A 20,885-nucleotide genomic window follows, 5' to 3' on the forward strand; every position below is an offset into this window, starting at 1 on the left:
GACGATCATACTGCGTGAAAACAGGCTCGGAATGCTCATTGACAATCAGTCAACTCCGCTTCCTCGCCTGTTTTCGCCTTGCCTGATCGCCGCGCAGTCACTTTCCAATTAGCCCGGTACGCGGCGGATCTTGGCGCCGAGCATCTGCAGTTTTTCTTCGATGCACTCATAGCCACGGTCGATGTGGTAGATGCGATCGATCAGGGTATCGCCTTCGGCAACCAGGGCCGAGATGACCAGGCTGGCCGAGGCCCGCAGGTCGGTGGCCATCACTGGCGCGCCCTTGAGCTTCTCGGTGCCGGTAACAATGGCCGTGTTGCCTTCGACCTGGATCTTGGCGCCCATGCGGTGCAGTTCGTAGACGTGCATGAAACGGTTTTCGAAGATCGTCTCGATCACAGCGCCCGTGCCTTCGGCAATGGCGTTGAGGGAGATGAACTGCGCCTGCATGTCGGTCGGGAACGCCGGGTACGGAGCGGTCCGCACGTTGACGGCTTTTGGCCGCTTGCCGTGCATGTTCACTTCGATCCAGTCTTCGCCGCAGGTGACTTCGGCACCGGCTTCCTTGAGTTTCTCCAGGACGGCTTCAAGGATGGTCGGATCGGTATCCTTGACCTTGACGCGACCACCGGTGACCGCAGCGGCCACCAGGTAGGTGCCGGTTTCGATCCGGTCCGGCATCACTTTGTAGGTGGCCGAATGCAGGCGCTCGACGCCATCGATGGTGATGGTATCGGTGCCAGCGCCGCTGATCTTGGCGCCCATGGCGATCAGAAAGTTCGCCAGGTCGACCACTTCAGGCTCGCGCGCGGCGTTTTGCAGCACGCTGCGGCCCTTGGCCAGTGCGGCGGCCATCATGATGTTCTCGGTGCCGGTCACGCTGACGGTATCGAAGAAGAAGTGCGCGCCGCGCAAACCGCCCTCCGGCGCCTTGGCCTTGATGTAGCCGCCTTCGACGTCGATCACCGCGCCCATGGCTTCCAGGCCGCGGATGTGCAGGTCCACCGGACGCGAGCCAATGGCGCAACCGCCAGGCAAGGCGACTTCGGCTTCACCGAAACGGGCGACCATCGGACCCAGTACCAGGATCGACGCACGCATGGTCTTAACCAGTTCGTACGGGGCGATCAAGGTCTTGATGGTGCGTGGGTCGATTTCGACGCTGAGCTTCTCGTCGATCACAGGCTCAATGCCCATGCGGCCGAACAGCTCGATCATCGTGGTGATGTCGTGCAGGTGCGGCAGGTTGGCCACGGTCACCGGGCCATCGCACAGCAGGGTCGCGGCGAGGATCGGCAGGGCGGAGTTCTTTGCCCCGGAAATACGGATTTCGCCATCAAGACGAACGCCGCCGGTAATAATCAGTTTATCCATAAGAATCTCGAGGCCCTTGGGCTCAGGTGCGCTCGGCCCAGGCCGCGCGGCTGAAAAATTTCATCGTGACCGCGTGGATGCTGCCATCGGCGATCCATGGGTTCAAATGGGCATAGATGCTCTGCTGACGCTTCACTGGGCTCAACGTCGCCAGTTCATCGCTGATCACGTTCAACTGGAAGTTGCAGCCTTCGCCTTCAACTTCCACCTGCGTACCAGGCAGCTTTCCTTCTAGGAAGCTCTTCACTTCTACAGCCTGCATGCTCAACCTCAATCGGCGCCCTGTGCGCGCGGGTCGCACATCATACAAAAAAGCCCCGCGCCTGCGAACCCCGCGAAGCAGGACTCTGACGGGGGGACTTTTCCAACAATGTGGGTCAGGGGTGCGCCAACAACTCGGTCAGTTCGCTGACCTGGGCTATTTCGCGCATGTCTTCGGGCATCCCACGGATGCTCCACGTTTTGCCGGCAGCCTTGGCGTCCCGCATGAAGCACAGCAGCAGCGACAGGCCGACGCTGCTGGACTTCTGCACCGCCGAGCAGTCAATGACCACCTCGGCGGCACTGACGGACTTGATCAGTGCCTGGCCCTCCTTGCGCAGGGCCGGGCCGGTGCGGTAATCCAGCACGCCGCTGAGCATCAGCACGCCAGCCTCACCCAGACGAACGGCGGACTCACTCACCGACTCGATCATTGTGCCTGCTTCTCTTTGGCATCTTCGGCCACTTCCTTGGCCTTGGCGACCTCACCGGCCCAACCGTTGATGGTCTTGTCCAGGTCGTTGCCATTGCGCTGCATCGCGTCGGCGAACTGATCACGGAACAGCTTGCCGATGTTGATGCCATTGATGATCACGTTGCGCACCTTCCACTCGTCGTTGATTTTCTCGAGTGTGTAGGACACAGGATAGATCGCGCCGTTGTTGCCTTTGACCTGCATGTCGACGCTGGTGCGGGTGCCGCTTTCGTCCTTGGCCGGCGAAACGGTGATGCCCTGGTTGTTGTATTCAAGCAAGGCGTTGCCATAGAACTGCATCAGGCTGCGCTTGAAGTTCTCCTGGAACCGGGTCATCTGCGCCGGGCTGGCCTTGCGCGAGTACTTGACGGTCATGATGCTCTTGGAGATGCCATCGGCGTCCACCACGGGGCCGACAATGCCGTTCAGTGCGTCATAGAACGCGCTGGGGTCCTGCTTGTATTTCTCTTTGTTGGCGGAAAGGTCCGCCAACAGCCGGGTCGTCGTGTCCTGGATGATGTCATGGGCCGAAGGCGCAGCCACGGCGTTAGCCATCAACGGCAGCGCGGCGAGCAGCACCAACAAGCCACGTCGCAAGATAGAGATCATTCAAAAGCTCCTCATTTGGCGTCTTTGCTAACGGTATTGAGCAGGAATTTACCGATCAGGTCCTCGAGCACCAGGGATGATTGCGTGTCGTGGATAACGCCACCGTCCTTGAGCACGGTATCTTCCCCACCCACGCTGATGCCAATGTACTTCTCACCCAGCAGCCCAGCCGTGAGGATAGATGCAGTGGAATCAGTCGGCAGGTTATCCACGCGTTTTTCCAACTGCAGCGTCACCCGACCGGTGAAATCCTCGCGATTCAGATCGATTGCCGTGACCTTGCCGATGGTGACACCGGCCATGGTCACTTTGGCTCTGACCGTCAAACCGGCGATATTGTCAAAGTTTGCATAAAGTTTATAAGTATCGGTGCTTGCCGTCGGCGCCAGCCCACTGACCCGCAGGGCCAGCAGCAGCAAAGCCAGGATGCCAGCCAGCAAGAAAAGGCCGACACCGATTTCCAGGGTGCGGTTTTGCATCAGAAATCTCCAAACATCAAGGCGGTCAGAATAAAGTCAAGGCCCAGGACCGCCAGCGAGGCGTACACCACGGTCTTGGTTGTGGCACGGCTGATCCCCTCTGACGTGGGCTCACAGTCATAGCCTTGAAACACGGCGATCCAGGTCACGACGAAAGCGAATACGGCACTTTTGATCACGCCATTGAGGACATCGTCGAGGAAGTCGACGCTGTTTTGCATGTTCGACCAGTAGGAACCTTCATAGACGCCCAGCCAGTCTACCGCCACCCACGAGCCGCCCCAGATCCCCACGACGCTGAAAATCATCGCCAGCACCGGCAGGGAAATGAAACCGGCCCACAAGCGCGGGGCGATGATGTACTTGAGCGGGTCGACACCGATCATTTCCAGGCTGGACAACTGCTCGGTGGACTTCATGTTACCGATTTCGGCGGTCAGCGCCGAACCCGCACGCCCCGCGAACAGCAGCGCCGTTACCACGGGACCGAGCTCACGCAGCAGCGTCAACGCAACCATCTGCCCGACCGCCTGCTCCGAGCCATAGCTGGACAAAATGCTGAAGCCTTGCAGCGCCAGGACCATGCCGATGAAGATCCCGGAGACCACGATGATCACCAGGGACATCACGCCCACCGAGTGCAACTGCTTGACCAGCAGGCCGAAACCACCGCCGGTGGAGTTGCGACCGAGCAAGGCGTGCATCAGGAACAGCGAGGAACGGCCCAGTACCGCCACCACATCGATGCCGGAACGGCCGAACAGGCGAATTCTTTCCAATAGTGATTTCTTGCGCATCAGCGCTTCCCCAGCAGATCGGTACGGTAATCCGTGGCCGGAAAATGGAACGCCACCGGCCCGTCCGGATCACCCTTCATGAATTGGCGGATGCGCGGATTGTCCGAATCCGCCAGTTCCTGGGGCGTGCCCTGCCCCAGCACCTGGCTATCGCCAACCACATAGATGTAGTCGGCAATGCTCGCGGTTTCGGCCAGGTCGTGGGAGACCACGATGCTGGTGATGCCCAGCGCATCGTTGAGCAGGCGGATCAGGCGCACGAGCACGCCCATGGCGATCGGGTCCTGGCCGACGAAGGGCTCGTCGTACATGAGGATCTTCGGATCGAGGGCAATCGCCCGCGCCAACGCGACCCGGCGCTTCATGCCGCCGGACAGCTCGTCGGGCATCAGGTCGAGGGCGCCCCGCAGCCCAACGGCCTGCAACTTGAGCAGGACGATGTCGCGGATCATCTCTTCCGGCAGCTCGGTATGGACCCGCAGCGGGAACGCCACGTTCTCGAACACATCGAGATCGGTAAACAGCGCACCACTCTGGAACAGCACACCCATGTGCTTGCGCGCATCGAACAGGTCACTGCGAGACAACTCGGGAAGGTTCTGACCATTGACCCAGACTTCGCCGGCGCTGGGGCGCAATTGTGCCCCGATCAGCCGCAGCAGCGTGGTCTTGCCACACCCGGAAGGCCCCATGATGCCGGTGACCTTGCCGCGCGGAATGCGAATATCGATGTCATTGAAAATGCTGCGCGTCCCTCGCTTGAAGGACAGTCCCTTCAGCTCGACCGCGTAGGCGTTGTCGGCACTCATCTAAACTCCTTGCGATGCAGCCTCACATTCGAATGCCCAGGGCAGCCGACAAGCGCCGGTACCGCCGGGCACACGAACCGGCGGCGAACTATATCACTGCAACAGCCAAGCGCCCAAGGCCAACGCCCCGCCTGTTAAGCCTGGTTTAAGGTAAAAAGCCACATTTTATGTCGAACCTTGCGGCCCCTCGAACAAAGCATGACGAACTTACGTGAGGGAATTGTTCATTGCCGCTATAATCGCCGCCTTTTCATCGGGCTATACGATTTCTGACATGAGCCAATCCAGCGACCTGATTCAATCGGCACAACGTACCATCCGCCTCGAGCTCGAAGCCGTGCAAGGCTTGCTGCCCCATATCGACGCTGATTTCGTACGCGCCTGCGAGATGATTCTGGCCAGCAAAGGCCGCGTGGTCGTGGTCGGCATGGGCAAGTCCGGGCACATCGGCAACAAGATCGCAGCCACCCTCGCCAGCACCGGCACCACGGCCTTTTTTGTCCATCCGGCCGAAGCCAGCCACGGGGACATGGGCATGATCACCCGGGACGACGTCATCCTGGCCCTGTCCAACTCCGGCTCCACCAATGAGATCATCACGCTGCTGCCGCTGATCAAGCGCTTGGGCATCCAGTTGATCAGCATGACCGGCAACCCGGACTCGCCGCTGGCCAAGGCTGCCGAAGTGAACCTCAATGTTCATGTCGAACACGAAGCCTGCCCGCTGAACCTGGCACCGACCTCCTCCACCACCGCTGCCCTGGTCATGGGCGACGCCCTGGCCGTGGCGCTGCTGGAAGCCCGGGGCTTCACCGCGGAAGATTTCGCCTTTTCCCATCCCGGTGGCGCCCTCGGCCGTCGCCTGCTGCTGAAAGTCGAAAACGTAATGCACGCTGGCCAGGAGTTGCCACAAGTGCTGCGCGGCACGCTGCTCAAGGACGCGCTCATGGAAATGACCCGCAAGGGGCTGGGCATGACGGTGGTCCTGGAGGTCGACGGCAAGCTCGCCGGGATCTTCACCGACGGCGATCTGCGCCGCACCCTGGACCGCACCATCGACATCCACAGTGCCACCATCGAGCAAGTCATGACGCCCCACGGCAAGACCGCCCGCGCCGAGATGCTCGCCGCCGAGGCCCTGAAAATCATGGAAGACCACAAGATCAGCGCCCTGGTGGTCGTCGACGACGAAGACCGTCCGGTGGGCGCCCTGAACATGCACGATCTGCTGCGTGCGGGAGTCATGTAAATGAACACAGACCTGTTGCAACGTGGCCAAGCCATCAAGCTGGCGGTTTTCGACGTGGACGGCGTGCTGACCGACGGTCGCCTGTACTTCCTCGAAGACGGCAGCGAGTTCAAGACGTTCAACACCCTCGACGGCCAAGGCATCAAGATGTTGATGGCCGCCGGCGTGCAGACCGCTATCATCAGCGGCCGCAAGACCCCGGTGGTCGAGCGGCGCGCGAAGAACCTCGGCATCCCGCACCTTTACCAGGGGCGCGAAGACAAACTGGTGGTGCTGGACGAGCTTCTCGGTCAACTCAACCTAAGCTATGAACAGGTGGCCTACCTCGGTGACGACTTGCCAGACCTGCCGGTGATTCGCCGGGTCGGCCTGGGCATGGCAGTCGCCAACGCGGCCAGTTTCGTCCGCGAGCATGCCCACGGCGTCACCACGGCGCGAGGCGGCGAAGGTGCGGCCCGCGAATTCTGTGAACTGATCCTGCGCGCCCAGGGCCGCCTCGAAGCGGCCAACGCCGCGTACCTGTGAGCCATTTATGCTGAGCAAGAAGATTCGCACCATCGTGGTGTTCGGCTGTATCGCGGCGATTTTTGCTGCGGTGGGCTACTGGAACATCAGCCCCGAACGGTTTCTCGACCAGCCTGCGGCCCAGGTCGAGGAAAAGATCGACTGGTACGCGACCAACACGCATACCCTGCAGTACCTGCCCGACGGCAAGGTGCAATACGAGATGACGTCCGACAAGGTCGACCACGTAAAAGCCACTGACATTACGCTGGTTACCAAGCCCGATCTGAACATGTTCCGCGGCACCGAGTTTCCGTGGCACGTGCAGAGCGAGCACGCCGAAGTCAATTCCGGCGGCACCGAAGTGGAACTGATCGACTCGGTGCGCGTCGCCCGAACCGACGAAAAAAACCGTACGACCATCATCACCAGCACGCGCATGACCGTGTTCCCACAGCAAGAATATGCGCAGACCGAGCAACCCGTTAGAATCGACGGCGCCGGGGGTGTATCGACCGGCACGGGAATGAAAGCGTATTTGAAGGAAAGCAGGATACACCTGCTATCGAACGTAAGAGGACAGTATGAAGCTCGCTAAAACCCTCCCTATTTTGCTCAGTCTGGGCGCAGCACTGGGAAGCGCGAGCGCCTGGGCTCTTCCCAACGACCGCGACCAACCTATCCGCATCCAGGCCGACGACGCCCAGCTCGACGACAAGAATGGCGTTGCCACCTATAAAGGCGACGTGATCATCACCCAGGGCTCGATGAAGGTCACCGGCAATACCGTGACCATCACCCGCACCCCGTCCGGCGACATCGACGTGGTGACCTCGGTGGGTAACCTGGCCTATTTCGAGCAACTGCAAACCGCAGGCGATACCAAGCCAGTGCAGGGCTATGGGGTAACCATCCAGTACCACGCCTCCCAGGATCGCGTGGTCCTGATCGACCGCGCCAAGGTCGTCGACAAGGACAACAACGTCACCCAGGGCGAGAAAATCGTCTACGACACAGTCAAGAAGCTGGCCAGCGCCGGTCGCGCCACCGGCAGCAAGGTGACCGAGTCGCGTCCGCGGATCGACATGGTGATCCAACCGAAAAAGAAAACCGACGAGCAGAAGGCCCAGTAATGGCAACTCTGAAAGCTCAGCACCTGGCCAAGAGCTACAAGAGCCGTCAAGTCGTGCGTGATGTCAGCCTGTCCATCGACAGCGGCCAGATCGTCGGCCTGCTCGGCCCCAACGGCGCGGGCAAGACCACCTGCTTCTACATGATCGTCGGCCTGGTCCAGGCCGATCAGGGTCGCGTGCTGATCGACGACGTGGACGTCAGCCACCAGCCAATGCACGGCCGGGCGAAGGCAGGTATCGGCTATTTGCCGCAAGAAGCGTCGATCTTCCGCAAACTGTCGGTTGCCGACAACATCATGGCGATCCTCGAGACCCGCAAGGAACTCGACAAGGCCGGTCGTCGCCAGGAGCTGGAAAGCCTGCTGCAGGAATTCCACATCAGCCACATTCGCGACAACCTGGGCATGAGCCTGTCCGGCGGCGAGCGGCGGCGCGTGGAAATCGCCCGCGCCCTGGCCACCGCACCGAAGTTCATCCTGCTCGACGAACCGTTCGCCGGCGTGGACCCGATCTCGGTAGGCGACATCAAGCAGATCATCCATCACCTCAAGGCCAAGGGGATCGGCGTGCTGATCACCGACCACAACGTGCGCGAGACGCTGGATATCTGTGAAACCGCCTACATTGTCAACGACGGCCAGCTGATCGCCGAAGGCGACTCCGCAGCCATCCTGGCCAATGACCTGGTCAAGGAAGTGTATCTGGGCCATGAGTTCCGCCTGTAAGCACAAGTGTCTGGCGAATTGTCCGAGCGTCGTTTAATTTTATTATGGCGACGCTCTAGGCAAACACTTCAGTTTCAGGCATATAATTTGCTTAAGTTTGGCGCCTCGGCGCCCTGTAGTGGATGGCGCATGTGCGCCGGCGAATAAGGTGTTAAGCCCCTGCCATGAAACCATCGCTAGTCTTGAGAATGGGCCAGCAGCTGACGATGACACCGCAGCTGCAACAGGCCATCCGCCTGCTCCAATTGTCGACCCTGGACCTGCAACAGGAAATCCAGGAGGCCCTGGAGTCCAATCCGATGCTCGAACGCCAGGAAGAAGGCGACGACTTCGACAACACCGATCCGCTGGCCGACAACGTCGAGCAGAAGACCAACACCGAAATCCCGGAACCGGCCTACCAGGAAACCGCCCCGACGGTGGACAACCTCGAGGATGGCGAATGGAACGAACGCATCCCCAACGAACTGCCTGTGGACACGGCCTGGGAAGACGTCTACCAGACCAGCGCCAGCAGCCTGCCGAGCAGCGATGACGACGAGTGGGACTTCACCACCCGTACCTCTGCTGGCGAAAGCCTGCAAAGCCACCTGCTGTGGCAGTTGAACCTGGCGCCGATGTCCGACACCGATCGCCTGATCGCCGTGACCCTGATCGATTGCATCAACAACCAGGGCTACCTGGACGAGACCCTCGAAGAAATCCTGGAAGCCTTCGATCCCGAGCTCGACATCGAGCTGGACGAGATCGAAGCCGTCCTGCATCGCATCCAGCAGTTCGAACCGGCCGGCATCGGTGCCCGCAACCTGGGCGAGTGCCTGTTGCTGCAACTGCGCCAGTTGTCCGCCAAGACACCATGGCTGGCCGAAGCCAAGCGACTGGTCACCGATTACATCGACCTGTTGGGCGGCCGCGACTACAGCCAACTGATGCGCCGCATGAAGCTCAAGGAAGATGAGCTGCGCCAGGTCATCGAACTGGTGCAGAGCCTCAACCCGCGCCCCGGCTCGCAGATCGAATCCACCGAGCCCGAATATGTGGTCCCCGACGTGATCGTGCGCAAGCACAATGATCGCTGGCTGGTGGAGCTCAACCAGGAGTCGGTGCCCAAGCTGCGGGTCAACGCCCAGTACGCCGGCTTTGTGAAGCGCGCCGACACCAGCGCCGACAACACCTTCATGCGCAACCAGTTGCAGGAAGCCCGCTGGTTCATCAAGAGCCTGCAAAGCCGCAACGAAACCCTGATGAAAGTTGCCACCCAGATCGTCGAGCATCAGCGCGGCTTCCTGGAGTACGGCGATGAAGCGATGAAACCGTTGGTCCTGCATGACATTGCCGAGGCAGTGGGTATGCACGAGTCGACGATTTCCCGGGTAACCACCCAGAAATTCATGCATACCCCTCGGGGTATCTATGAATTGAAATATTTTTTCTCCAGCCATGTCAGCACCTCCGAAGGCGGCGAATGCTCGTCCACGGCCATCCGCGCGATCATCAAAAAACTGGTGGCCGCGGAAAATCAGAAAAAGCCGTTGAGTGACAGCAAGATCGCTGGTTTACTGGAGGCACAAGGCATTCAGGTGGCCCGCCGTACCGTCGCCAAATACCGCGAATCCCTCGGGATCGCGCCTTCGAGCGAACGCAAGCGGTTGATGTAACAGGCCACGCCACAGCGTTCCAGTGGCAGGCATTTCTGCCTGCCGCTTTATGCACTGGCAACGAAGGAGAAGCTGTATGCAAGTCAACATCAGTGGACACCAACTGGAAGTGACCGAACCCCTGCGCACCTACATCGGCGAAAAGCTCGACCGATTGGAGAGGCATTTCGACAAGATCACCAACGTGCAAGTCACGATGAACGTCGAGAAGCTGCTGCAGAAAATCGAAGCCACGCTGCATATCCCCGGCGGAGAAGTGGTTGCCAACGCAGAGCACACAGACATGTATGCCGCGATTGACCTGCTGACCGACAAGCTGGATCGCCAACTCAAAAAGCATAAGGAAAAGACCCAGAGCCTCCTCCAGGGCGCAACCGGTCGTTAACCCCCCAATCCATGATCCGACTAGAAACCATCCTGACCCCCGGCCGTTCCCAGGTGAACGCGCCGGGCGGCAGTAAGAAGAAAGCCCTCGAACACATTGCCAACCTGATCCACCGCGAGGTACCGGATCTGGAAATGCAGGACGTCTTCGAGGCATTGGTTGCCCGTGAAAAACTCGGTTCCACCGGTTTTGGCAACGGCATCGCCATTCCCCACTGCCGTCTCAAGGGTTGTGCCGCGCCGATCAGCGCGCTGTTGCACCTTGAAACCGCTATAGATTTCGACGCCATCGACGGCGCCCCGGTGGACCTGCTGTTTGTATTGCTGGTCCCGGAAGCGGCGACCGATGCGCACCTCGAGCTGCTGCGCCAGATTGCCAGCATGCTGGACCGCAAGGAAGTGCGCGAAAAACTGCGCAGCGCACCGAGCAATGAAGCGTTGTACCAGGTTGTCCTGGACGAGCAGAACGGTCATTAAAAATGCGCATGATCATTGTCAGTGGCCGCTCCGGCTCCGGTAAAAGCACGGCCCTCAACGTGCTTGAGGACAGCGGCTACTATTGCATCGACAATTTGCCCGCCGGCCTGCTGCCGGAACTGGCCGAGCGCGCCCTGATCCACACCGAGCTGGCGCAGCCGCTGGTGGCGGTGTCCATCGATGCGCGCAACCTGCCAAGCCACCTGTCGCGTTTTCCTGAACTGCTCGAGGAAGTGCGCAGCCGGCATATCCAGTGCGACGTGCTGTACCTGGATGCCGATGAAGAGACACTGCTCAAGCGTTTCTCCGAAACCCGCCGGCGCCACCCACTGAGCAATGCCAACCGCTCCCTGGCCGAAGCCATCGAGGATGAAAGCCTGCTACTGGGGCCGATCGCCGACCTGGCGGACCTGAAGGTCAACACCACGCATCTGAACCTGTATCAGTTGCGTGACACGATCAAGCTGCGCCTGCTCAACCAACCCGAGCCAGGCACGGCGTTCCTGGTGGAGTCGTTCGGTTTCAAGCGTGGCATGCCCATAGACGCCGACCTGGTGTTCGATGTGCGCTGCCTGCCCAATCCTTATTGGAAACCGGAATTGCGTGAGCAGTCCGGGCTTGATCAACCGGTGATCGACTACCTGGCCGCCCAGCCGGATGTCGAGGAAATGTACCAGGACATCTCCAGCTACCTGCTCAAATGGCTGCCCCGCTTTGCCGCGAGCAACCGTGCCTATGTCACGATCGCCATCGGTTGTACCGGCGGCCATCACCGCTCCGTCTACCTGACCGAACGCCTGGGTCAACTCCTGCAACAATCCCTGAAGAACGTCCAGGTTCGCCACCGCGACCTCAGCTAAAGGATTCACATCGCGATGCCTGCTCAGGAAATTGAAATCATCAACAAGCTGGGTTTGCATGCCCGAGCGTCGGCCAAGTTCGTCGGAGTCGCAGGCCAGTTCAAGGACACCACCATCAGGGTTGGCCGCACACCCGAGACTGCGGTCGACGGTAAAAGCATCATGGCGATGATGATGCTCGCCGCTGGCAAGGGCACCAAGATCCACCTGCACACCGAAGGTGAACAGGCACAGGAGGCGATGGATGCCCTGGTGGATCTGATCAACAGATACTTCGACGAAGGCGAATAACTGACCAAATCCCAAGGCGGATTTATTGTGGCAAGGGAATTCATTTGTGGGAGCAAAGCTTGCTCGCGATGAAGGCGACTCGGTAACTCAGAAAACCGAGGTGCCTGGATCGCGAGCAAGCTTTGCTCCCACAGATTCCCTCGCCACAGATAAATCACATCACCCTAAATGCCTGCCGTTTGTCACGCCAACGCCGTATCCAGCACCATCATCAGACAAAACCCCACCAACAGGCCCAGGCTCGCCAGTTTCTCGTGACCATTGCGACGGGATTCGGGAATGACCTCGTGAGTCACCACCAGCAACATCGCCCCAGCCGCCAGCGCGAGCCCCAGGGGTAAGAGCATCTCGGCCAGGCTCACCAACCAGGCGCACAGCAGCGCGAACACTGGTTCGACCAGCCCTGACGCCGCGCCAATCAGGAACGCCTTGGCCCGCGACATCCCCGCCGTAGCCAGCACCAGCGCGATCACCAGCCCTTCGGGTACATCCTGCAAGGCGATGCCCATCGCCAGGCTGTCGGCATCCGGCATGCCGCCGCCCGCCGACACTCCCACTGCCATGCCTTCGGGAATGTTGTGGGCAATGATGGCAAACACAAACAACCAGATTCGCGGCGCAATGATCGGACGACCTGGCGCCGCGACCAACCTTTCGGGACAGGCGCAGATCTTGCGGTCCACCAGATACAGCCCGAACGCGCCCAATAGAATGCCGAAACTGATGAGGCCGCTGGCCGCCCAAGGCGTCAGTCCCAACTGCTCGGCCGCAGCAATGCCCGGCACGATCAGCGAAAACGCCGTGGCCGCAAGCATCACCCCGGCACCGAAGCCCAGCAGCGAATCGCTGACGGCCTGGGGCATGCGCCGGATGACCAGCACCGGCACGGCCCCCAGCGCGGTGCCCAAGGCGCAGAGCCCGCCGCCCTCGAGCGCCCGCAGCAGCCTGGGCTCCAGGTCCAGCCATGCCAGGCCCTTGGCTACCAACAATGTCATCCCGGCCAACAGCAACAACGACCCCAAGGCATAGCGGAACATCCGTCCGCTTCCAATCGCCAGTGTTTGAGTATCCATAGTCAGCCTTGGGTTGCTTTCATGAAGGACTCGAAGTCAGCGCAACCTGGTAGCGCCGGGCGACCTCGGGCCAGTTGATCACGTTGTAGAAGGCGCTGATGTATTCCGGACGGCGGTTCTGGTAGCGCAGGTAATAGGCGTGCTCCCAGACGTCCAGGCCAAGAATCGGCGTGTTGCCCTTCATCAGCGGGCTGTCCTGGTTGCCGCTGCTTTCCACCACCAGGGTCTTTTGCGGGGTCACGCTCAACCAGGCCCAGCCGCTGCCGAAACGGCTCAGCGCTGCCTTGGTGAAGGCTTCCTTGAAACCCTCGATACCGCCCAGTTGCGCTTCGATCGCTGCCGCCAGGGCGCCATCGGGCTGGCCGCCGCCCCGGGGCGTCATCACTTCCCAGAACAGCGAATGGTTGGCATGACCACCGCCCTGGTTGATCACTGCGGCCTGCAGGCTTGCCGGCAACTGCTCGACACTGGACACCAGTTTTTCGACAGGCCACCCGGCGTATTCGGTGCCGTCCACCGCTGCGTTGAGGTTATTGATGTAGGTCTGGTGATGCTTGGTGTAGTGGATCTCCATGGTTTGCGCATCGATGTGCGGTTCCAGGGCGTCGTAGGCGTAGGGCAATGCAGGCAAGGTAAAAGCCATGTTCAATGAGCTCCATGATGAAGAGGGGCATTGCGCTGCCGGGGCGTAGCGGCATTGCAGTGCAGCAGGCGTTGGGTCCGTGGGTATTCACCGTGCTCGCTGATGAAACTCAGCAGTTCGACATAGGTCTTGTGGCTCTGACGCAGTGCGGCGGTGCGCAGGGCCGGTGCCAGGCGTTCGTCCTGCATCGTCTGCAACAACCGTTGGTGGATCGCGCACAAATACTCGGCGCTCTCCTCCGGCTGGTTCAGGCGCAAGTGCAGGTCTGCCAGGTTGTGATGGGAGACGACGCACGCGGCCACGGCTTCGTCGGCATCCGCCCAACGCTCGAACAGCACCAGGGCCAGCGCCAGGGCTTGCAGGTAGGCTTCGCGGGCGTCTACCAGTTCGCCCAGCATGAAACAGCGATTGGCCCGTTCGATCGTACGTTTCCAGTGTTCCATGATGAGTCCTCCACACAGGTGTCGGGGTTACACGCCGCCAGCGGTGAGCTTCTCCGGGTCCAGCAGGACTTCGAGTTCGCTGCGTGTCAGGTCGGTGTGCTCCAGGGCGACATCGATGACCGGCCGGCCTTGCTGGTAAGCCTTCTTGGCGATTTCAGCGGCCTTCTGGTAACCGATGATGGGATTGAGCGCGGTCACCAGGATCGGGTTGCGCGACAACGCTTCCTTGAGCCGTGCCTCGTTGACCTTGAAGGTGGCGATAGCCTTGTCCGCCAGCAAGCGGCTGGCGGTGGACATCAAGGCGATGCTGCTCAGCAGGTTCTGGGCGATGATCGGTAGCATCACGTTCAATTCGAAGTTGCCCGATTGACCGGCGATAGTGATCACCGTGTCGTTGCCAATCACTTGGGCCGCCACCATCGCGGTGGCTTCAGGAATGACCGGGTTGACCTTGCCGGGCATGATCGAGGAGCCCGGTTGCAAGCCTTCGAGCTCGATCTCGCCCAGGCCTGCCAGCGGCCCGGAATTCATCCAGCGCAGGTCGTTGGCGATTTTCATCAGCGACACGGCGGTGGTCTTGAGCTGTCCGGAAACCGCTACGGCGGTGTCCTGGGAGCCAATCAGCGCGAACAGATTCTTGCCCGGGGTGAATTGCACCTGGGTCAATTGCGTCAGTTGTTGGCTGAACAGCTCGGCGAAACGTGGATGGGCATTGACCCCGGTGCCGACCGCCGTACCGCCTTGGGCCAGGGATTGCAGGCTCGGCAGCAAATCCTGCAAGTGGCCGATATTGGCCTTGAGCTGCTGCGCCCAACCGTCGAGCACCTGGCTCAGGCGCACCGGCATGGCATCCATCAGATGGGTGCGACCCGTCTTGATGAATGGGTGGACCTCTTCGGCCTTGCGCTCGATCACCTGCACCAGGTGCGACAGCGCCGGCAGCAGCTGCTCATGCAAGGCCAGCGCCGCGCTGACATGAATGCTGGTGGGGATGATGTCGTTGCTGCTCTGACCGCAATTGACGTGGTCGTTCGGATTGACCGTTTCCCCCAGCAGACGACTGGCGAGGGTGGCGATCACTTCGTTGGCGTTCATGTTGGAGCTGGTGCCGGAGCCGGTCTGGAAGATATCCACTGGGAAATGGTCCATGAAACGGCCTTCGAGCAGCCCCAGGGACGCATCGACGATGGCCTTGCCCTGGGCTGCGCTGATTTGTTCCAGCTCTACGTTGGCCCGGGCGGCAGCAGCCTTGGCCAGGATCAGGGCGCGGATGAACTGTGCCGGCATACGCTGGCCACTGACCGGAAAGTTATCCACTGCGCGCTGGGTCTGGGCGCCATAGAGGGCATCCACCGGGACTTGCAGCTCGCCCATGCTGTCGCGTTCGATACGGGTATTACTCATCGGGAGATCCTTGCACCAGTTCAATAAGAGGAATCGACGGCTCCAGGGCGCAGGTCGCCAGCGCCCAGGCGTGGCTCTGCCAGCGCTTGAGGCGGCAGCGGCACAGTGATTGTTGTTCGAGCTCACGCAGAGGGCGCCAGGCCTGGTCGAGGCAGAGATTGCGCCAATGCCAGGGCAGCGCGACATCCGAGGCGGTATCGAGCAGCAGCCGGAACGCGGTCTCGGAGATCATCCATGGCGAAGTGACGGTGCAGCAGGCCAGATAGCGGCCCTCGGCCAGGTAGTGCTCGATCAACCGCGGCTCGTCCGGGTTCATCGCGCAACGGATCTGGCGGCTCATCCAGCGCCAGCTTTCAAGGTAGGGTTGTTCGTGCAGGGCAGAACTCATGACCGGGGCTCACTCGGCGAATGAGATTCATTATTAGATGATAATAAGAAGCAACACAAGTCTAATGAAGATCACATTGTGGCGAGGGGATCTATCCCCGTTGGGCGTGAAGCAGCCCTCGACAATTAACAAGACACAACGCGGGGTCAGATTTTGGGGGGCGCTTTGCGCCCCAGCGGGGATAAATCCCCTCGCCACAAAAGAATTCTGCGGACACAAAAAAGGCGCGTCACCCCAACGGGTGACGCGCCTTTTTCAAGCGGTGAGCGTTAGCTACCCGCCACGGTCATCCGCTCGACCAACACCGAACCGGTGCGGATGTTGCTGCGCAGTTCCAGATCGTTGCCCACGGCCACGATCTGCTTGAACATGTCACGCATGTTCCCGGCGATGGTCACTTCCTGGACCGGGAACTGGATCTCGCCGTTCTCGACCCAGAAACCCGCCGCGCCACGGGAATAGTCCCCGGTAACCATGTTCAGGCCGTGGCCCATCAGTTCGGTCACCAGCAGGCCCCGCCCCATGCGCCGCAGCAGGGCCGCCTGGTCTTCTTCGCCATGGGTCACGAACAGGTTATGCACGCCACCGGCATTGGCGGTGCTCGGCATACCGAGCTTGCGGCCCGAATAGGTGCCGAGGATGTAGGACACCAACTCGCCGTTTTCCACGAACGGTTTGGCGTAGGTGGCCAGGCCGTCGCCATCGAACGCCGAGCTGCCCATGGCCTGCATCAGGTGCGGACGCTCGTCGATGGTCATCCATTCCGGGAACAGTTTCTGGCCCAGCGCGCCCTCGAGGAACGACGACTTGCGGTACAGGTTGCCGCCGGACACCGCCGACAGGAAGCTGCCGAACAGGCCACCGGCCAGCTCGGCCGAAAACAGCACCGGCACTTCGCAGGTCGGCACCGGCCGCGCGCCCAGGCGGCTGGCCGCCCGTTGCGCGGCTTTCTGGCCAATGCTCACCGGGTCCGCCAGCAGGGTGCCCTGGCGGTTCACGTCGTACCAGTAATCACGCTGCATCTGGCCGTTCGCCTCAGCGATCATCACGCAACTGAGACTGTGGCGGGTCGATGCATAACCGCCGATGAAACCGTGACTGTTGCCGTAGACCCGGCAGCCCTGGTGGGTATTGAGCGTCGTGCCGTCGGCATTCTTGATCCGACTGTCGGCCTCGAATGCCGCGGCTTCGCAACGCAGTGCCTGTTCGATGGCCTGCTCGGGGGTGATGTCCCAGGCGTGGAACAGGTCGAAGTCGCGCAGTTCCTTGCACATCAGCGCGGCATCGGCCAGGCCCGAGGCTTCGTCTTCGGAGGTGTGCTGGGCAATCGCCAGTGCCGCGGCGACGGTTTCGCGAATGGCCTCCGGGCCGCTCGCCGAAGTGCTGGCCGAGCCCTTGCGCTGGCCCACGTACAAGGTGATGCCAAAGCCCTGGTCGCGATTGAATTCGACGGTTTCCACCTCACGCTGGCGCACCGATGTCGACAGGCCCTGTTCCAGGGACACCGCCACTTCACAGGCACTGGCGCCCTGGCGCTTGGCTTCGGCGAGGATCTGCTCGACTTGTTCCTGCAGTGCCGGCAATGCCTGCGGGCCGACGCTTTGAACTGCACTCATGGTGTTCTCCACTCAAATTCTTCTTTCGGTTAAGGCTTTGTACGTAAAGTGCCTGCGCGACGATCATGCTGCGTTGAAAACAGGCTCGGAATGCTCATTTACAACCAGTAAACTCCGCTTCCTCGCCTGTTTTCGCCTTGCCTGATCGCCGCTCGGCGACTTTTCGTACAAACCCTTGGCCTTCGAGCGACCGGGCCGGACAAGCGGCCCCCGACTGGTTATCATGGCGGCGTTTCTTTGCGGACTGCCACCATGGTTGATTCTTACGACGACTCCCTCTACGAGGGTGAAAAAAGCAAATCCCAGGTCAAACGCGAGCTGCATGCTCTGGTTGACCTCGGCGAGCGCCTGACAACACTCAAGCCTGACTTGCTGGCCAAACTGCCTTTGACCGACGCCTTGCGCCGGGCCCTGGCCGATGCGCCCAAGCACACCGCGAATATCGCGCGTAAACGGCACCTGCAATTCATCGGCAAACTGATGCGCGATCAGGACACTGACGCCATCCTGGTCCTGCTCGATCAACTCGATGCCTCCACCCGGCAGTACAACGAACGTTTCCACAACCTGGAGCGCTGGCGCGATCGCTTGATCGCAGGCGACGACGGCGTGCTGGAAAAATTCGTCATCGACTACCCGGAGGCTGACCGTCAGCAATTGCGCTCCCTGATCCGTCAGGCCCAGCACGAACTGGCACAGAACAAGCCACCGGCCTCGAGCCGTAAAATCTTCAAGTACATCCGTGAGCTGGACGAAACCCAACGCGGCCTGCGCTGAGTAACGCCCACGGGTGGAGGCCCTTGCACTCCACCCGATGCTCCGGTCATGCGCCCGTGCCACCCACGGTAATCGCATCGATCTTCAGGGTCGGCTGGCCGACGCCCACTGGCACCGATTGCCCATCCTTGCCGCACGTGCCCACACCGCTGTCCAGCGCCAGGTCGTTACCGACCATCGACACCTTGCTCATCGCCTCCGGCCCGTTGCCGATCAGGGTCGCGCCCTTGACCGGTGCGGTGATCTTGCCGTCTTCGATCAGGTAGGCCTCGCTGGTGGAGAACACGAACTTGCCGCTGGTGATGTCCACCTGGCCGCCGCCGAGGTTGGCGCAATAGATGCCTTTTTTCACCGAGGCGATGATTTCCGCCGGATCGCTTTGACCACCCAGCATGTAGGTGTTGGTCATGCGCGGCATCGGCAGGTGCGCGTAGGATTCACGGCGACCGTTGCCAGTGCGGGCCACGCCCATCAGCCTGGCGTTGAGCTTGTCCTGCATGTAGCCCTTGAGCACGCCGTTCTCGATCAGCGTGGTGCATTCGGTCGGGGTGCCTTCATCGTCGACGCTCAGGGAGCCACGACGCCCGGCCAGGGTGCCGTCATCGACAATGGTGCAGAGTTTCGAGGCGACCATTTCCCCCATGCGCCCACTGTAGGCCGAGCTGCCCTTGCGGTTGAAATCGCCTTCCAGGCCGTGGCCGACTGCTTCGTGCAGCAGCACGCCGGACCAACCGGACCCCAGCACCACCGGCAACGTACCGGCCGGGGCCGGAATGGCCTCCAGGTTGACCAGCGCCTGACGCAACGCTTCGCGGGCGTAGCCCATGGCGCGGTCTTCGCTGAGGAAATAACGGTAGTCGGTGCGCCCGCCACCGCCATGGCCGCCGCGCTCACGGCGACCGTTCTGCTCGACGATCACGCTGACGTTGAACCGCACCAGCGGCCGCACGTCCGCCGCCAGGCCGCCGTCGGTGGACGCCACCAGGATCCGTTCCCAGACCCCGGCCATGCTGACCGACACTTGCTGGATGCGCGGGTCGAGGGCACGGGTGGCGACGTCGATGCGCTTGAGCAGCTCGACTTTTTCGGCGCGGCTCATGACTTCCAACGGGTTATCCGGCGCATACAACTGCGCCACGTCCTGGCTGCTGAACGCCTGGACCGTGCCGTTCTGCCCGGCGCGGGAGATCGAGCGGGCCGCACGGGCAGCAGCGCCGAGGGCTTCGAGGGTGATGGCGTTGCTGTAGGCAAAACCGGTCTTTTCCCCGGACTGGGCGCGCACGCCCACGCCCTGGTCGAGGTTGAAACTGCCTTCCTTGACGATGCCGTCTTCCAAGGACCAGGACTCGGAGATCTGCCCCTGGAAATACAGGTCGGCCGCATCGATGCCCGGGCCGGCCAGGTCGCCTAGCACGCCTTGCAGGCTTTCGAGGGTCACGCCGCCGGGGGCTAGAAGGTGTTCACTGACTGAGGACAACAACCCGCTCATATGATTTACGCCTTGAATTCGTCGTCTTGGACAGGCCGCTGTCGAGCGCCCTGCGAGAAAAAGCGCCGATGGCTGGCCACCGGCATGCGCGCCCGGATGGACGCCTGTTCACTGCTGTCGCGCTCGGCCAGCAGCACGGCCTCGCCTTGATCCTGTTGTGCCAGCATACGGCCCCACGGGTCGACAATCGCGGCATGGCCAAAGGTTTCCCGCGGCCCCGGATGCACGCCGCCCTGGGCGGCCGCCAGCATGTAGCACTGGGTCTCGATGGCCCGGGAGCGAATCAGCACCTCCCAATGGGCCGCACCGGTCACCGCGGTAAACGCTGACGGCGCCGTGATCAGTTCGGCCCCGGCAGCCCGCAGCTCGCTGTAGAGCTCCGGGAACCGCAAGTCATAACAGACCGTCAGGCCCACCCGGCCCACGGGGGTATCGGCAACCACCACGTTAGCGCCATAAGCATAGTCATCCGACTCGCGGTAGCGCCCGCGATTGTCCGCCACATCCACATCGAACAGGTGCAGCTTGTCGTAGCGCGCCACGATCTGCCCCTGATCGTCGACCAGCAACGAACAGGCATGGGACCTGGCCTCGGGCTGGTCCACCGGTGGCAACGGCAACGTGCCGGCCACAATCCATAATTTGAGGTCTCGGGCGACCTGTTTCAACCAGGGCAGGATCGGTCCCTGACCAAAGGCTTCGGCTCGACCGATATCGGCAATGTCCCGCCGTCCCATCGCGGCGAAATTCTCCGGCAGCACGGCCAGCCTGGCACCGCCTGCGGCAGCCTGCTCCAGCAGCACACGGGCACGAGCCAGGTTGGCGAGCACATCGCTTTGGCTGACCATTTGAATCACTGCGACTGGCATGGCTCCTCCCTCTTTTCTATCCTCGCCCAAGGCGGCAGTGGGAGCAAAGCTTGCTCGCGATGAGGCAGGTACATCCAACATATAGGCTGACTGATACA

The 20,885-nt window shown here is 61.3% G+C and carries 26 protein-coding genes; 11 read left to right on the forward strand and 15 right to left on the reverse strand.

What is annotated here, in order from left to right:
- Positions 1-108: 108 nt before the first annotated feature.
- The 7 genes from murA to AB4O22_RS22095 form a co-directional block, all read right to left on the reverse strand.
- Positions 109-1,374, reverse strand: a complete 1,266-nt coding sequence (gene murA, locus AB4O22_RS22065) for a UDP-N-acetylglucosamine 1-carboxyvinyltransferase (RefSeq protein WP_018614024.1) — start codon at positions 1,372-1,374, stop codon at positions 109-111.
- 22 nt (positions 1,375-1,396) lie between these two features.
- Positions 1,397-1,636, reverse strand: a complete 240-nt coding sequence (locus AB4O22_RS22070) for a BolA family protein (RefSeq protein WP_003197866.1) — start codon at positions 1,634-1,636, stop codon at positions 1,397-1,399.
- A gap of 115 nt (positions 1,637-1,751) precedes the next feature.
- The gene (locus AB4O22_RS22075) at positions 1,752-2,057 is read right to left on the reverse strand and encodes an STAS domain-containing protein (RefSeq protein WP_003197864.1); all 306 of its coding nucleotides are present in this window, start codon (positions 2,055-2,057) and stop codon (positions 1,752-1,754) included.
- Positions 2,058-2,065: 8 nt separating this feature from the next.
- Positions 2,066-2,719: an MlaC/ttg2D family ABC transporter substrate-binding protein gene (locus AB4O22_RS22080; protein WP_003197862.1), complete on the reverse strand. Its 654-nt coding sequence runs from the start codon at positions 2,717-2,719 to the stop codon at positions 2,066-2,068.
- Between the two features lie 11 nt (positions 2,720-2,730).
- Positions 2,731-3,198: an outer membrane lipid asymmetry maintenance protein MlaD gene (gene mlaD, locus AB4O22_RS22085; protein ID WP_003178020.1), complete on the reverse strand. Its 468-nt coding sequence runs from the start codon at positions 3,196-3,198 to the stop codon at positions 2,731-2,733.
- The gene (gene mlaE / locus AB4O22_RS22090) at positions 3,198-3,995 is read right to left on the reverse strand and encodes a lipid asymmetry maintenance ABC transporter permease subunit MlaE (protein ID WP_046063856.1); all 798 of its coding nucleotides are present in this window, start codon (positions 3,993-3,995) and stop codon (positions 3,198-3,200) included. Before mlaE ends, mlaD begins: the two co-directional genes overlap by 1 nt.
- The gene (locus AB4O22_RS22095) at positions 3,995-4,804 is read right to left on the reverse strand and encodes an ATP-binding cassette domain-containing protein (protein ID WP_003197859.1); all 810 of its coding nucleotides are present in this window, start codon (positions 4,802-4,804) and stop codon (positions 3,995-3,997) included. Before AB4O22_RS22095 ends, mlaE begins: the two co-directional genes overlap by 1 nt.
- 274 nt (positions 4,805-5,078) lie before the next feature.
- Between AB4O22_RS22095 and AB4O22_RS22100 the strand changes: the two genes are divergently transcribed.
- The 10 genes from AB4O22_RS22100 to AB4O22_RS22145 all read left to right on the forward strand — a co-directional run bounded on the left by AB4O22_RS22100 (position 5,079) and on the right by AB4O22_RS22145 (position 12,085).
- Complete coding sequence (locus AB4O22_RS22100) at positions 5,079-6,053, forward strand: KpsF/GutQ family sugar-phosphate isomerase (RefSeq protein WP_038858725.1); 975 nt, start codon at positions 5,079-5,081, stop codon at positions 6,051-6,053.
- A complete protein-coding gene (locus AB4O22_RS22105; protein WP_014336638.1) occupies positions 6,054-6,578 on the forward strand; it encodes a KdsC family phosphatase in 525 nt (174 codons plus the stop codon).
- A 7-nt stretch (positions 6,579-6,585) separates the two neighbouring features.
- Complete coding sequence (gene lptC / locus AB4O22_RS22110; RefSeq protein ID WP_003197854.1) at positions 6,586-7,155, forward strand: LPS export ABC transporter periplasmic protein LptC; 570 nt, start codon at positions 6,586-6,588, stop codon at positions 7,153-7,155.
- Positions 7,142-7,690 (forward strand): lipopolysaccharide transport periplasmic protein LptA, encoded by a 549-nt coding sequence (gene lptA, locus AB4O22_RS22115; protein ID WP_223471499.1) that lies wholly within the window; start codon positions 7,142-7,144, stop codon positions 7,688-7,690. The genes lptC and lptA overlap by 14 nt, the downstream gene beginning before the upstream one ends.
- Positions 7,690-8,415: an LPS export ABC transporter ATP-binding protein gene (gene lptB, locus AB4O22_RS22120; RefSeq protein ID WP_003197851.1), complete on the forward strand. Its 726-nt coding sequence runs from the start codon at positions 7,690-7,692 to the stop codon at positions 8,413-8,415. The genes lptA and lptB overlap by 1 nt, the downstream gene beginning before the upstream one ends.
- A gap of 164 nt (positions 8,416-8,579) precedes the next feature.
- Positions 8,580-10,073 carry an RNA polymerase factor sigma-54 gene (locus tag AB4O22_RS22125; protein WP_003197849.1) on the forward strand — a complete coding sequence of 498 codons (1,494 nt, stop codon included), beginning with the start codon at positions 8,580-8,582 and terminating at the stop codon, positions 10,071-10,073.
- Between the two features lie 76 nt (positions 10,074-10,149).
- Complete coding sequence (hpf, locus tag AB4O22_RS22130; RefSeq protein ID WP_003178005.1) at positions 10,150-10,458, forward strand: ribosome hibernation-promoting factor, HPF/YfiA family; 309 nt, start codon at positions 10,150-10,152, stop codon at positions 10,456-10,458.
- An 11-nt stretch (positions 10,459-10,469) separates the two neighbouring features.
- Entirely contained in the window at positions 10,470-10,934 is a 465-nt protein-coding gene (gene ptsN / locus AB4O22_RS22135) for a PTS IIA-like nitrogen regulatory protein PtsN (RefSeq protein WP_003197847.1), read from the forward strand.
- A 2-nt stretch (positions 10,935-10,936) separates the two neighbouring features.
- On the forward strand, positions 10,937-11,794 hold the full coding sequence (gene rapZ / locus AB4O22_RS22140; RefSeq protein WP_460097171.1) for an RNase adapter RapZ: 858 nt from the start codon (positions 10,937-10,939) through the stop codon (positions 11,792-11,794).
- Positions 11,795-11,809: 15 nt separating this feature from the next.
- Positions 11,810-12,085 (forward strand): HPr family phosphocarrier protein, encoded by a 276-nt coding sequence (locus AB4O22_RS22145; RefSeq protein ID WP_003197843.1) that lies wholly within the window; start codon positions 11,810-11,812, stop codon positions 12,083-12,085.
- Between the two features lie 182 nt (positions 12,086-12,267).
- Here AB4O22_RS22145 and AB4O22_RS22150 read toward each other — a convergent pair whose 3' ends face one another.
- The 6 genes from AB4O22_RS22150 to pmbA form a co-directional block, all read right to left on the reverse strand.
- Positions 12,268-13,158, reverse strand: coding sequence for a ZIP family metal transporter (locus AB4O22_RS22150; protein WP_460097172.1), 891 nt, complete (start codon positions 13,156-13,158; stop codon positions 12,268-12,270).
- A 19-nt stretch (positions 13,159-13,177) separates the two neighbouring features.
- Positions 13,178-13,801 carry a superoxide dismutase gene (locus tag AB4O22_RS22155; RefSeq protein ID WP_460097174.1) on the reverse strand — a complete coding sequence of 208 codons (624 nt, stop codon included), beginning with the start codon at positions 13,799-13,801 and terminating at the stop codon, positions 13,178-13,180.
- Positions 13,802-13,803: 2 nt separating this feature from the next.
- Positions 13,804-14,244, reverse strand: coding sequence for a hypothetical protein (locus AB4O22_RS22160; RefSeq protein ID WP_223471501.1), 441 nt, complete (start codon positions 14,242-14,244; stop codon positions 13,804-13,806).
- 27 nt (positions 14,245-14,271) lie between these two features.
- Positions 14,272-15,648 (reverse strand): class II fumarate hydratase, encoded by a 1,377-nt coding sequence (locus AB4O22_RS22165; protein ID WP_223471502.1) that lies wholly within the window; start codon positions 15,646-15,648, stop codon positions 14,272-14,274.
- A complete protein-coding gene (locus AB4O22_RS22170) occupies positions 15,641-16,036 on the reverse strand; it encodes a FagA protein (RefSeq protein WP_223471503.1) in 396 nt (131 codons plus the stop codon). The genes AB4O22_RS22165 and AB4O22_RS22170 overlap by 8 nt, the downstream gene beginning before the upstream one ends.
- Before the next feature lie 269 nt (positions 16,037-16,305).
- Positions 16,306-17,652 carry a metalloprotease PmbA gene (gene pmbA / locus AB4O22_RS22175; protein ID WP_223471504.1) on the reverse strand — a complete coding sequence of 449 codons (1,347 nt, stop codon included), beginning with the start codon at positions 17,650-17,652 and terminating at the stop codon, positions 16,306-16,308.
- A gap of 252 nt (positions 17,653-17,904) precedes the next feature.
- Between pmbA and yjgA the strand changes: the two genes are divergently transcribed.
- Positions 17,905-18,429 (forward strand): ribosome biogenesis factor YjgA, encoded by a 525-nt coding sequence (yjgA, locus tag AB4O22_RS22180; protein ID WP_003197830.1) that lies wholly within the window; start codon positions 17,905-17,907, stop codon positions 18,427-18,429.
- A 46-nt stretch (positions 18,430-18,475) separates the two neighbouring features.
- Here the strand turns inward: yjgA and tldD are convergent, their stop codons facing one another.
- Together tldD and AB4O22_RS22190 are read right to left on the reverse strand one after the other, a co-directional pair.
- A complete protein-coding gene (tldD, locus tag AB4O22_RS22185; RefSeq protein WP_003197828.1) occupies positions 18,476-19,918 on the reverse strand; it encodes a metalloprotease TldD in 1,443 nt (480 codons plus the stop codon).
- A gap of 5 nt (positions 19,919-19,923) precedes the next feature.
- A complete protein-coding gene (locus tag AB4O22_RS22190) occupies positions 19,924-20,787 on the reverse strand; it encodes a carbon-nitrogen hydrolase family protein (protein WP_460097176.1) in 864 nt (287 codons plus the stop codon).
- Between the last annotated feature and the right edge of the window lie 98 nt (positions 20,788-20,885).

The sequence above is a fragment of the Pseudomonas sp. S3_B11 genome (genome assembly GCF_054667715.1).